The organism is Methylorubrum sp. SL192 (assembly GCF_026672325.1).
Taxonomy (GTDB): Bacteria; Pseudomonadota; Alphaproteobacteria; order Rhizobiales; family Beijerinckiaceae; genus Methylobacterium; species Methylobacterium extorquens.
The window spans coordinates 2,599,810-2,612,702 of the sequence record NZ_JAPPQV010000003.1 but is presented as its reverse complement, the minus strand read 5'-3'; the positions used below and the strand labels follow the sequence as shown (position 1 = coordinate 2,612,702).

The 12,893-nt window shown below is 68.7% G+C and carries 9 protein-coding genes; 4 read left to right on the top strand and 5 right to left on the bottom strand.

The features are described 5' to 3' along the window. Positions 1 to 63 precede the first annotated feature (63 nt). A complete protein-coding gene (locus OVA30_RS13085; protein ID WP_003607088.1) occupies positions 64 to 630 on the top strand; it encodes a hypothetical protein in 567 nt (188 codons plus the stop codon). A 19-nt stretch (positions 631 to 649) separates the two neighbouring features. Here OVA30_RS13085 and OVA30_RS13080 read toward each other — a convergent pair whose 3' ends face one another. The 5 genes from OVA30_RS13080 to OVA30_RS13060 form a co-directional block, all read right to left on the bottom strand. Beyond that, complete coding sequence (locus OVA30_RS13080; protein ID WP_268175673.1) at positions 650 to 1,963, bottom strand: hypothetical protein; 1,314 nt, start codon at positions 1,961 to 1,963, stop codon at positions 650 to 652. Positions 1,964 to 2,211: 248 nt separating this feature from the next. After that, the gene (cobF, locus tag OVA30_RS13075) at positions 2,212 to 2,970 is read right to left on the bottom strand and encodes a precorrin-6A synthase (deacetylating) (RefSeq protein WP_268175672.1); all 759 of its coding nucleotides are present in this window, start codon (positions 2,968 to 2,970) and stop codon (positions 2,212 to 2,214) included. 550 nt (positions 2,971 to 3,520) lie between these two features. Beyond that, positions 3,521 to 4,324: an invasion associated locus B family protein gene (locus tag OVA30_RS13070; RefSeq protein WP_012753311.1), complete on the bottom strand. Its 804-nt coding sequence runs from the start codon at positions 4,322 to 4,324 to the stop codon at positions 3,521 to 3,523. A gap of 516 nt (positions 4,325 to 4,840) precedes the next feature. Then, positions 4,841 to 5,743: a response regulator transcription factor gene (locus OVA30_RS13065; RefSeq protein WP_056498318.1), complete on the bottom strand. Its 903-nt coding sequence runs from the start codon at positions 5,741 to 5,743 to the stop codon at positions 4,841 to 4,843. Beyond that, the gene (locus OVA30_RS13060) at positions 5,736 to 8,951 is read right to left on the bottom strand and encodes a hybrid sensor histidine kinase/response regulator (RefSeq protein ID WP_268175671.1); all 3,216 of its coding nucleotides are present in this window, start codon (positions 8,949 to 8,951) and stop codon (positions 5,736 to 5,738) included. Before OVA30_RS13060 ends, OVA30_RS13065 begins: the two co-directional genes overlap by 8 nt. A gap of 457 nt (positions 8,952 to 9,408) precedes the next feature. On the opposite strand from OVA30_RS13060, the gene urtA reads away from it, so the two are divergent. The 3 genes from urtA to urtC all read left to right on the top strand — a co-directional run bounded on the left by urtA (position 9,409) and on the right by urtC (position 12,893). Next, positions 9,409 to 10,662, top strand: coding sequence for an urea ABC transporter substrate-binding protein (urtA, locus tag OVA30_RS13055; RefSeq protein WP_012254636.1), 1,254 nt, complete (start codon positions 9,409 to 9,411; stop codon positions 10,660 to 10,662). A gap of 109 nt (positions 10,663 to 10,771) precedes the next feature. Further along, on the top strand, positions 10,772 to 11,698 hold the full coding sequence (urtB, locus tag OVA30_RS13050; protein ID WP_003599194.1) for an urea ABC transporter permease subunit UrtB: 927 nt from the start codon (positions 10,772 to 10,774) through the stop codon (positions 11,696 to 11,698). 13 nt (positions 11,699 to 11,711) lie between these two features. Further along, on the top strand, positions 11,712 to 12,893 hold the full coding sequence (gene urtC, locus OVA30_RS13045; RefSeq protein ID WP_056113791.1) for an urea ABC transporter permease subunit UrtC: 1,182 nt from the start codon (positions 11,712 to 11,714) through the stop codon (positions 12,891 to 12,893).

The following is a 12,893-nucleotide window of genomic DNA, read 5'->3' as shown; positions in this document are numbered from 1 at the left end:
ATGCTCGCTGAGCGTCCAGGCTGCGGTCCGACATGCCTGCAGAAGCGATGCCGGTGCCTTGAGATGACGGCTTTTCAACCTGACCTTCCCTCCGCCTTCGCCGGCTCCGCCTGCATTGGGGCCTGGGCCCATGACCCTGATTCCAACCGACTCGCTCTGTCCCCGGTCCTGGCGCGCCTCCTGGCCGTACCGGCGGCCTCGGCGGCCGGGGCACCTCTGACGCTGGCGCTGGCGGCTTTGGAGGCCGAGGACGCGGTCCGGCTGGAAAGCGTGCTGCGGGCGGCGGGGGAAGACGGACGACCTTTCGAGGCCGAGTTCCGCACGCGGCCCGGCCCCGACGGCCCGCGCTGGCTGCGCCTGATGGGGCGAAGCGGGCGCGATCCCGAAACGGGGGCACTCACGACCCAGGGGCTCGCCTTCGACCTGACCGAAGGGCGCCGGCCGGTCGATTCGGAGGTCCACCAAGCTCAGCGGCAAGCCAACCGCCTTGCCGACCATGCCGCGGCGATGAAGGGATTGGTCGCGGGCCTGCGCAATCCGCCCCTGGCCCGCCTCGTCGACGAGGTCGCCGTCGAGGTCGGCCACGAACTCGCCCGTCATCTCCACGGCACCCGACGGCAGGTGCACTGACGGGCGCGGCAGCCCGGATTTATCGCGGTTGCGCGGAGGCTTCGAGCGCGGGGCGCGTACGTGCCGGCGACGGGGGGAAGAGCAGCGGGCGCAAGGCCTGCGCCGCCTCAGGGTTGGGGCGGGCCAGGGCGGTCGCGAAGGCCTTTCGCAGGGCCGCGCAGCCGCGCCCGCGCGCCGGCTTTGGTGAGGCCGTCACCGTCGCCACGGCGATGGCGGCCTGCCCCGTCGAGGCCTCCCGGAGGGGCTGGGGCGCCGCCTCCGTCGCCCTCAACCCGAGCGCCCGCGATAGGATCGCCCGTCCCTCGGCGAGCTGTGCCGCGCCGAGGCGTGACCGCGTCAGCACGGCACCCACCCCGTCCTCGGCCGACGCGCAGATGCGCCTTCGCTCCGGGCTCGGACGCTGCATCGTGTGAAGGATCATCCGGCCGAGATCGGTCAAGGCAGCCGGGTCGGCTTCGGCGAGGCTTCGCGCCACGGCCTGCGCCGCCATGCGGCGGACACCGTCGACGGCGTCCCCCTCCGAGCGGCCCCGGCGATAGCCGTCGAGATACCACGCGGCGATCGGCGCGATCGTCCCCGGTGCGTCGGCCTCCATCGCGTCCAACAGCGGCACGTCACGCAGGATCACGGTGCGGGCCCGCTCCGGCTCGGCACCGTCGTCGAGGGTGGAATCGGGAAAGCGGTAGGCATCGACCCGGCCGGTGGCGACGCCGGCCCTCACCAGGGTGTCGGTGTCGGGGATCATCAGGTCGTCCGGCCGGACTTGGAGGGCGGCATCGACGAAATCGGCGCTGATTCCCGCCGCGAGGTAGGCGGCGCGTTCGGGCGCGCTGTCGGCGGCGATCTCGACGCCGAGCGGACCAGTTTCGTAGGGCGCGTGGAAGCCGAGCCGGGCCTCCGCCAGGACCAGCCGCTCGCGCCCGCGCACGAAGGCCAGGGTGCAGGCGGAGACGCAGTAATCCGGCACGTAGGTGACGAGGCCGTGCTCCGCGATCAGTGCGCCGATCGCCGCGCCCTCATCGACCAAGCCGCCCTCGCTGGTGAGATGGATGCGCTCGACCGCGCGGTGGGCCTCGAGCAGCCCCGCGAGCCGCTCGGCCGCCCCCTCGGTCAGCTCTCCCGACAGGCGTATGTCGTGCTCACCGGGCCCGAGGACGATGCGGGTCGCGGGCGCTTCCGGTGCGGCCGCACGGAGATCGGTGCGGGTCGTGAGCCCGCCGCCGACCGGATCGATCGCCCCGCGCGGGCTGGTCGTCCGGCCCGAGCCGGAGAGCAGGATCCCCGCCATCAGGGCGCCGGCCAGCCCGACCGAGACGCAAGCAACACCGCGCACGGCCCGCCGCGAGCCAGCCGCCATCATTCGCCCCCACAGGATGGTTCGGGTTCTCGTTCGACCCGAGAAGTGTCCATCGCGAGAGCGGCGACGCAAGGCCTTTGCCAGGGCGAAAAAGCGACCGGAGGCGACCCTTGTCGCCGGGGATGGGAGGGCGGGAAGAAATCAGTTTCGAGCCGCATCGTTTGCGGCAGGGGCTTCCCCGCCTCGACACTATGTCGCAGGGCGAGGGCGGAGCGTCGGCGGCGTCAGGGAGTGGGTTTGAGCAGCAGATAGATGTCCATGATCCAGCCGTGGCGGGCGCGGGCCTCGGCGCGCACCCGGCGGATTTCCTCGGCCACGTCACCGAGCCGGCCAGCGACGAGCAACTCGTCCGGCGTGCCGAGATAGGCGCCCCAGTGGATCGTCAGATCGGGGTCGAGCCCCTCGAAGCGCGGGTCACCATCGAGCATCACTACGGTGGCGCCGGGCTCCTCGCCCACGCCGTCGCGGAGCCGCCGGCCGGTGGTGATCCGCACCGGTTCGCCGATGCGGTGGAGCGGGATGCGGTGGGCGGCCGCGAGCGCCTGCACGCTGGTGATGCCGGGGATCACGTCGTAGGTGAAGCCGACGCGGCCGCGGGCGAGCACGCGCTCCAGGATGCGTAGGGTGCTGTCGTAGAGGGACGGGTCGCCCCAGACGAGGAAGGCCCCCCGCTCGTCCTCGCGCAAATGCTCGGCGATGAGATCCTCGTAGAGGGCTGCGCGGGCCGCGTGCCAATCGTCCACCGCCACGCCGTAATCCGCAGGGCGGCGGTCGCGCTCGGGATCGGCAGCCTCGACGAAGCGGTAGGGCCGCCCTTCAATGTAGCGGTCGCAGATCTGCCGGCGCACGCCGATCAGGCCGGCTTTGGCGTCCCCCTTGTCGAGGGCGAAGACCGCATCGGTCGCCTTCAACGCCTGGAGGCCCTGGATCGTCAGGTGCTCCGGGTTGCCGGTTCCGATGCCGATGACGTGGATGTGTCGCACGGTTCACGCTTCCGGCCGGGCTTGGTCCCGGCGACATCCCCGCGAGGGGAGAGATGGAAGCGGCTTCTTAACGGATCCGGGCTATGAAGGGAGCCTCCGGATCGGACGGCGCCTGGAGTGGCTGAGGCTTAGCCCACCAGCGCCGTGAGGCAGGTGCCGAATAGGGTGACGAAGGTCATGGTCGCCATGAACTTGATGTCGTCGATGCGCTGGCTCATTGCCTGAACTCCGTTGCGGCTCCTTCGCGGCCGCCGTGATCGTTAAATAACCCCTAACCTTGTGCAGTGGGATTGCGCGGTGCGTTTCGTCACCATTGCTCCCGCTATCCCAGAGGCCGCTCGGCGAAACATCCTTAACGACGACTTGGCGGTTGACTGTTGCCGCCCGGCTGATCTGGGACATGCCGAACGCACGACGGCCCTCGTGGTTGCGTTTCGCTCTTCGCTTGAGGCGGCCGGGCGTTCCGCGCTGACCGCTCCGGGAACGAGAAAGCCCCGCCGTGGCGAACACGGCGGGGCTTTCCTTGTCGAAGTTCGTGGAACGGCGCGGCTTACTTCGGCGCGGCGCTGGCGGCCGGGGCTGCGGGAGCCGGGGCGGCGCCGGCCGAACCCTGCTGCTCCAGCTTCTTGCGCATGTCTTCGCTGCGCTTCTCCATCTCGGCCTGGAGCTTCTTCTGCTGCTCCTCAAGCACCTTCGGATCGATGGCCGGGCCGTCGAAGGCCTTGCCGAAGCCGGTGAGCGGCACCGCGAACACGACCTCGCGCTGGGTCTGGTTCTGGACCCGGACGTTGAGCGTCGTGCCCTTCTTGAAGCCGGTCATCAGCTCGTTCGAGACGCCGCCGGCCTCGGCGAAGCAGCCGTTGGGGAAGCAGACCGCGAACTTGCCGCCGGTCACTTCCTTGCCGTCGACATCGAAGCGCATGCCGGGTGCCAGCATCAGGCCGAGCGGCAGAAGGAAACGGACGACCTTCACCTCTTGCTTCGTCGCGGCGTTCTTCATGTCGTAGACCGCGACGGCGAGCACCGGCTGGCCGTTATCCGACACGAAGTCGCGGGTGGTGTAGCAGACGTCGGTGCCCGAACCCTGATCCTTGCCGCAGACCTTGGTCCAGTCGGCCTGGCTCGGCTCGGACTTCACATTGATGAGCTGCGGGCCGGCAGCCTGACCCTGCTGCTGGGCCGGCGCGGCCGGCTGGGCCTGCGCGGGGGCCGGGGCCGGGGTCGGAGCGGCCGGCTTCTTCTGCGCGAACGCGGTTCCGCCCAGGCCGGCGCCCAGGCCTGCCATGGCGAGGATCGCGGCCACGCGCAGTGGGCGCGCGGAAGGCTTGGCCATGGAGAACTTGGCAAGGAACATCGGCGTTATGACCCCTTCAACGGATGGCGCGTAGATACGTGACGCGGTGCTCACTCGGTCCGCCGCGGCCTCGTGGGATGGCCGCAGGCCCGGCCGATCGGTCCGAGGCGCGGCCTTCCTGGCGGTGCGCCGGATCGGCAGAGGCAGCCTCGGGCGCGGCACGATTTCTACCCGAACGAGACGGCGGCCTGCTTTCCCCTGGAATGCGGCGAAGGCATGACGCCTGCGCCCTACACCCCTGCATCCGCCGCCTCAAGTCGCAGGCCCGGCCCACTTGCGGATTAGATGGGCCGTTTGGCCGGTTTTTCGCCTCGAGAGGTCGTGTTCGGGCCCCGCCGGGGCACCAGAACCAGCCTCGGCGGGGCGGTTGACCAGGCATCGAGCGAGGCCTGCCGCCTCGCCTCGCAGCCTGGGAGGCCGCATGGGCCGGTTTTCGAACAAGGGAACGACACTCTCGCAGGACGAGCTCTGGATCGCTTCGGCTTCACCGCGCGATGACGCGCGTGCTTTGGCCGATCAATCCAGATCGCGCAGATGCCGCGCCGCGACCGCCGAGGCGGCGGTACGGTTCTCGACGCCGAGCTTGGCGTAGATGCCTTCCAGGTGCTTCGTCACCGTGCGGGGGCTCAATCCCAAGATCTCGCCGATGTCGCGGCTCGACTTGCCGCGGGAAAGCCAGAGCAACACCTCCGCCTCGCGGCCTGTGATCGGCAGGCGCTCGCGCAGCCGTTCCAGCCCGGCGGCGGCGGGATCGCCGGAGAGGCGCAGCAGGATCTCCGGCCCGGTGCGGCCGATGAAGCTCAAGGTATGGATGCGCCCCTGCGCATCGGTGAGCGTGAGGGGTGCGGCGGTGCCGGCGAGGCACTTGGCCAGCCAGTCGCGCCCGCTCGGGGGAAGACTCAGGGGCTCGCTGGCTCCGAGCGCGGCGAGCACCTGCGCGGCCTGAGGCGTGCACCACAGGACCGCGCCCGCGGCATCGACCGCGAACAAGGTCCGCCCGGCGGTGTCGAGCGCGGCCCGGGCGCTCTGCGCGGCCCGGGCGCTCGCGAGATGGACGCGGATGCGCGCCAGGATCTCGTCGGGGGCGATGGGCTTGGTGACGTAGTCGGTCCCGCCCGCGCCCAGGCCTTTCACGATGTGCTCGGTCTCCGACAGCCCGGTCATGAAGATGACGGGCACGTGGGCGAGATGGCCCTTGGCCTTGAGCCGGCGGCAGGTCTCGAATCCGTCCATGCCCGGCATCACCGCGTCGAGCAGGATGATGTCGGGGGTGATCTCCTCCACGAGGTCGAGGGCGAGGTCGCCGCCGACCGCCACGAGCACCGTGGCGCCGGAGCGCTCGATCGCCTCGGTGAGGAAGCTGAGCGTATCGGGAGAATCATCGACGACGAGGACGATGTCGCGCCGCGTGTCAGGCATCGCGGGCCAACCCCTCCAGAACGCCGACATAGCGGCGCATGTCGTAGGCCGTCACCAGCCCGCGCATCTGCGCGATGAAGGCGGGCGGCACGGCGGCGTCGGTCTCCAACTCGGTGAGCTTGGCCTCGATGCCGCGCACATGGCCGATGCGGCCGAGGCGCAGCAGCGCGGCGACGTGCTCGGCCGGCACGGTTCCGCCGCGCGCCGCTTCTCCCTTCATCGCTTCGGCCGGACGCTCGGGCCGCACGATCGGGCGGGTTTCCGGGCCGGGGTCAGGCAGCGGGCGGGCGGTCCCCAGAAGCCCGGTGATCCTCTCTAAAAGATCCTGCATGTCGAACGGCTTGGCGATGATGTCGTCATGCGGCGCATCCGCTCCGCGGCTCGGACTGATCTCGTGGACGTTGGCCGACATCATCGCGATCCGGGCGGTGAAGCCGGTCTCGCGCAGCGTTCGCGCCACCTCCCAGCCGCTCATGCCCGGCATGGCGATGTCGAGCAGAACCAGCGCCGGCTCGCGCGCCTTCGCCAAAGCGAGGCAGGCCGGGCCATCCGGTGCCTCGGCGACCGTGAAGCCGAGGGGTTCAAGGATCTCGCGCATCAGCGCGCGGTGGGCGGGATCGTCGTCGGCGACGAGAACGAGGCGCCCCGGCTCGGACAAGGCGGGCCGCACCACCGCCGCGGGGGCCGGCATCGCCGCGGGCGCCGGGCGGTTCACCGAGGCCAGCATCAGCCGCACCCGGAAGCAGGTGCCCTCCCCGACCCGGCTCTCGACGGTGATCTCGCCGCCCATCACCTGCGACAGCAGATGCGCGATGGTCAGTCCGAGCCCGGTGCCGGGCGCCGCGCGGGCGGCGGGCATCGAGCCGCGCTCGAACGGCTCGAAGATCCGGCCGAGATCGGCCTCCGGAATGCCGAGCCCGGTGTCGCGGATCGTGAAGACGGCGACCTGCCCGCGATAGGTCATCTCCAGCGCGACCTCGCCCTCGGGCGTGAACTTGATCGCGTTGGACAGCAGGTTGAGCAGGATCTGGCGCAGGCGTTTCTCGTCGGTCGCCACCACCGCCGGCAGGATCTCGGGCCGGGTGAAGCGGAAGGTCAAGCCCGCACCCTCAGCCTGAAGCCGCACCATGTCGACGATCTGGGCGAGGAAATCGGCGAGCCGGATCTCGTTGCGGTGGGTCTGGAGCCGGCCTGCCTCCATCCGCGAGATGTCGAGCAGGCCGTCGATCAGGCCCGAGAGATGCTGGGCGCTGCGGCGGATCACCCGGATACCGTTGCGGCGGGGCTCGGGGATGCTCGGGTCGCCCTCCAGCAACTGTGCGTAGCCGAGCACGGCGTTGAGCGGCGTGCGCAATTCGTGGCTGATGCCGACGACGTAGCGGCTCTTGGCGAGGTTGGCGGCCTCCGCCGTCTCCTTGGCCTGCTGCAGCTTGGCGTCGGTAATCTTGTGGGCGGCGATCTCGGCCTCGTAGAGGGCGGTCTGGCGCGCGGTCTCCTCCTGCGCGACGCGGCGGCTCTCCTGAGCCAGCACGAACAGCCATGCCACCACGCCGAGAATCACGATCAGGATGAAGAACAGGCTGGTGAGCGCCGCGCGCAAGGTTTCCGCGTGCTCCGGATGCGCGGCGGCAGCCCCCGCATGGACGATGACGAGGATCAGCCCGATCACCGTGATCAGGGTCAGCATCAGCGCGATGTAGCGGCCGAGCGGCGCGCCGATCCAGGCGGCGGTGCGGGCGGGCAGCACGCGGGCGAGCGCGTCGTGCGCCTGCACCTCCAACCGTCCGTGCGGCTTGCACAGGTCGCCGCAGCGGGCATCGAGCGAGCAGCACAGCGAGCAGATCGGCCCCGAATAGGCCGGGCACTGGGCCATGTCCTCGGCTTCGAACGGGTGCTCGCAGACCCGGCAGGTGATCTCCGTCCGATCCCAGGCGGTCTGCGGGTCGCGGGCGAGGTAGCGCTTGCCTCCGGTCGCCAGGGCGATGGCGGGTGCGGCGGCGAAGGCGGTGGCGAGCGCCAGCATCGGCGCGAAGGGCTGGAGCGCGTCGCCGAACAGGCCGGCATGGATCAGGCAGCCGGCGAGCAGCGAGAGCACCATCGCCCCGGTGCCCACGGGGTTGATGGCATAGAGATGCGCGCGCTTGAACTCGATGCCCGGCGGCGACAGCTCGAGCGGCTTGTTGACGGCGAGATCCGCGGCGAGCGCTCCGACCCAGGCCGAGACCACGCAGGCATAGAGCGGCAGCGTGCTCTCGATGGTCTTGTCAATGCCGAGTTCCATCAGCAGCAGCGCGATGGCGACGTTGAACACGAGCCAAACCACCCGGCCCGGATGGCTATGCGTGAGGCGCGAGAAGAAGTTCGACCACGCGATCGAGCCGGCATAGGCGTTGGTCACGTTGATCTTGAGCTGCGAGATCACCACGAACAGGCCGGTCAGCGCCAGCGCGACGCCGGGCGAGCCCGAGACGTAGCCGAAGGCGACCGCGTACATCTGCGTCGGCTCGGCGGCGCGCTCCGGCGAGACGCCATGGCCGAGCGCCAGCACCGTGAGGAAGGCGCCGAGCAGGATCTTGAACATGCCGGGCACGATCCAGCCGGCGCCCGCCGAGAGCACCCCGACCCACCAGCGCCAATCGCCCCTCCCCTGAGGCGGTGGCATGAACCGCAAGAAGTCGACCTGCTCGCCGACCTGGGCCAGCAGCGCCAGCAGGATGCCGGAGGCGAGCCCGAACAGGCGCAGGTCGAAGCCCGCGCCCGCGGCTTCCAGGCCAGGATAGCCGGTGAAGGCTTCGAACGGCACCGGCCCCGAGAGCCAGATGCAGAGGAGCGGCAGCAGGTTGAGGCCGATCCAGAGCGGCTGCGTCCAGAGCTGGAACCGGCTGATGAGGCGGATGCCGTAGATCACGAGCGGGATCACCGCCCCCGCACTGACGATATAGCCGATCCACAGCGGCAGGCCGAAGCAGAGCTGCAGCGCCAGCGCCATGATCGCCGCTTCGATGGCGAAGAACAGGAAGGTGAAGCCGGCATAGATCAGCGAGGTGATCGTCGAGCCGAGATAGCCGAAGCCCGCTCCGCGGGTGAGCAGGTCGATATCGACCCCGTAGCGCGCGGCGTAGATGGTGATCGGCGCGGCGGTGGCGAAGATGATGAGCCCGACGACGAGCACGGCGGCGAAGGTGTTGGTGAAGCCCGTGGCGAGCACCAGCGTGCCGCCGATGGCTTCCAGCGCCAGGAATGAGAGCGAGCCGAGCGCCGTCTGCGCGATGCGGAAGGACGACCAGCGCCGCGCTTTCTTGGCGGTGAAGCGCAGGGCATAGTCTTCCAGCGTCTCGTCGGCGACGAGGCGGTTGTAGTCCCGACGGATCGGGATGATGGACCGGGCGCTCAGGGGGCCGTCCTCACGATGGGCGGATCACCGGCTTGCAACGGACGTGCCGGCCAAGAGCCTGTCCAACTGTCCGTCACGGCGGGGCACGGACATCCCTAACGCCCGCTGCTCACGGAATCGAGAGCGGTACGCTACGGTCCGCTCTGCCGGGCGGACATACGCAAAACAGCGTATGGGTGCGCCGCATCATCAAGCCTAGCCTTCCCCTCGTTCGAGCACGGCCGCCGACCGGCAGAGCCGTGCCGAGACGAGATACAGGGGTTGAGGCACGATGGCGGACGACAAGAAGGGCCTGGACTCGGCCCTGCGGCGCAAGCTTCTCATGGGTCTCGCGGGGCTTCCCGCGCTGGCGATGATGCCGCGGATGGCGTTCGCCGCCGCGCCGACCTCGGCCGTCAACACGACCGGGCTCGCGGTGACCGACACGGAAGTCACGGTCGGCATCCTGCACTCGGCCACCGGCACGATGGCGATCTCCGAGACCGGCTCGATCCAGGCCGAGAAGCTCGCGATTGCCCAGATCAACGAGATGGGCGGCGTGCTCGGCCGCAAGATCAAGGTGATCCAGGAGGACGGCGCCTCCGACTGGCCGACCTTTGCCGAGAAGGCCAAGAAGCTTCTCGTCAACGACCATTGCGCCGCGGTGATGGGTTGCTGGACCTCCGCCTCGCGCAAAGCCGCCCTGCCGGTCTTCGAGCAGTATAACGGCCTGCTCTACTACCCGACCTTCTATGAGGGCTTGGAGCAATCCAAGAACGTGATCTACACCGGCCAGGAGGCGACGCAGCAGATCCTCGCCTCGCTCGACTGGGTCGCCAAGGAGAAGGGCGCCAAGTCGTTCTTCATGGTCGGCTCCGATTACATCTGGCCGCGCACCTCGAACAAGATCGCCCGCAAGCACATCGAGAACGTGCTCAAGGGCACGGTCGCCGGCGAGGAATACTTCCCCCTCGGCCACACGCAGTTCAACTCGGTCATCAACAAGATCAAGCTCAAGAAGCCGGACGTGATCTTTGCCGACGTGGTCGGCGGCTCGAACGTCGCCTTCTACAAGCAGCTCAAGGCGGCGGGCATCGACCTCAACAAGCAGACCCTGCTGACGATCTCGGTCACCGAGGACGAGATCGACGGCATCGGCGGCGACAACATCGCCGGCGCCTATTCCTGCATGAAGTACTTCCAGTCGCTGAAGAACCCGAACAACGAGAAGTTCGTCGCCGCCTTCAAGAAGATGTGGGGCGACAAGACCGTCATCGGCGACGTGACCCAGGCCGCCTATCTCGGCCCGTTCCTGTGGAAGATGGCGGTGGAGAAGGCCGGCTCCTTCGATGTCGACAAGGTCGCCGCGGCGTCCGCCGACATCGAGTTCAAGGAGGCGCCGGAAGGCTACGTGAAGGTTCACCCGAACCATCACCTCTGGTCGAAGACCCGCGTCGCCAAGGCCCTGCCGAGCGGCCAGTTCGAGGTGGTCTACGAGAGCCCCGAGCTGATCGAGCCGAACCCCTTCCCGAAGGGCTACCAGTAGTCGCGGACGCTCCGGTCCCCTCCCTCGCGGGAGGGGACACCCGCGATATGACGGGCGTGGCCCGACACTTGCTGCGCTCTCCCAGAAAATTCCGCCGGAGTCACAAGCCATGTTCGGCGACTATTCGCTCGCAGACCTCAGCTCGATCTTCGTGATGCAGGGCTTTGCAGGTCTGATCCTGTTTTCCGTCTACGTGCTGATGGCGTTGGGTCTGGCGATCATCTTCGGCCAGATGGGCGTCATCAACATGGCCCACGGCGAGTTCATGATCCTGGGCGCCTACGTCACCTATCTCTGCTCGACCTTCTTCCAGACCTACCTGCCCTCGCTGTTCGGCGCGTATTTCTTCGTCGCCATGGCGCTGGCCTTCCTGGCGTCCGGGGCGATGGGGATGCTGGTGGAATGGGCGCTGATCCGCCACCTCTACAAGCGCCCGCTCGACACGCTGCTCGCGACCTGGGGCCTCTCGCTGATCCTGCAGCAGGCCTACCGCACGATCTTCGGCCCGCGCGAGGTCGGTGTCGAACTGCCCTCTTGGATGATGGGCTCGATCCCCGTCACCGATTCCATCGAGGTGCAGATCAACGGCCTGTTCGTGATCGCGGTCACCGCCGTCATCACCGTGGGCGTCGCGGTGCTGATGTACCGCTCGCGCTTCGGTGCGCAGATCCGCGCGGTGATGAGCAATCGCCCGATGGCGGGTGCCGTCGGCATCGATACCGAGAAGGTCGATCGCACCACCTTCGGCCTCGGCTGCGGCATCGCCGGCATTGCCGGCTCGGCCTTCACGATGATCGGCTCCACCGGGCCGACCTCGGGCCAGCTCTACATCGTCGATACCTTCCTGATCGTGGTCTTCGGCGGCGCGGCGAGCCTGCTCGGCACCATCGCCTCGGCCTTCTCGATCTCGCAGACCCAATCCACCCTCGAATTCTTCCTCTCCGGCTCGATGGCCAAGGTGCTCACCCTGCTCGCGGTGGTGGGAATCCTGATGCTGCGGCCGCAGGGCCTGTTCACCCTCAAGGTCCGTCGCTGAGGAGCGCGCCCCGATGACGAACCCGAAGACAAGTCCCATGCAGTCCCTGTCGAAGGCGGTCACCGTCAACGACAACCCCTTCATGAAGCCGGTCGAGTGGGTCAGCCTCGCGCTGCTGGCCGGCGTGATCCTGGTGGTCCTGCCGCTCGTGCTCGACGGCTTCCGCCTCAACCTCGTCGGCAAGTACCTCACCTACGCCTTCGTCGCCCTCGGCCTCGTCATCTGCTGGGGCTATGCCGGCATCCTCTCGCTCGGCCAGGGCGTGTTCTTCGGCCTCGGCGGCTACTGCATGGCGATGTACTTGAAGCTGGAGGCTTCGAGCGTCGAAAATACGAAAATCCAGTCGACGCCGGGCATTCCCGACTTCATGGACTGGAACCAGATCACGGAGCTTCCGTGGTTCTGGCACCCGTTCCAGAGCCTGCCGCTGACGCTGCTCCTCGTCGTCGCGGTGCCGGTGGCCTTCGCCTTCCTCATCTCGGTGGCGATGTTCAAGCGCCGTGTCGGCGGCACCTACTTCGCCATCATCACCCAGGCCATCGCCGCGATCCTGACGATCCTGATCGTCGGCCAGCAGGGCTACACCGGCGGCATCAACGGCATCACCGATCTGCGCACCCTCCACGGCTGGGACATCCGCCAGGATAGCGCGAAGTTCGTCCTCTACTTCGTCAATGGCGGCCTGCTGATCGGCTGCATCCTGATGGCGCAGTACGTGAAGAAGTCGAAGCTCGGGCGCATCCTCGTCGCCATGCGCGAGAAGGAGGACCGGGTCCGGTTCTCGGGCTACTCGGTGGCGGGCTTCAAGGTGTTCGCCTACTGCCTCGCGGCCGCCTTCGCCGCGATCGGCGGGGCGATGTTCACCCTCCAGGTCGGGTTCATGTCGCCCTCCTTCGTCGGCATCGTGCCCTCGGTCGAGATGGTGATCTACACCGCGGTCGGCGGGCGCCTCTCGCTCTTCGGCGCGGTCTGGGGGACGCTGCTGGTCAACTGGGCCAAGACGAGCTTCTCCGAATCCTTCCCCGACCTCTGGCTGTTCGGCCTCGGCGGCCTGTTCATCGCCGTGGTGCTGATCTTCCCCAACGGTCTCGCCGGCATCTGGCGCGAGCACATCGAACCCCGCCTGTTCCGCAAGGCCAAGGGTCTGGCCCCCGTCGCCGGCCCCGCCCTGCCCCACGGCACCCCGGCCGAGTGA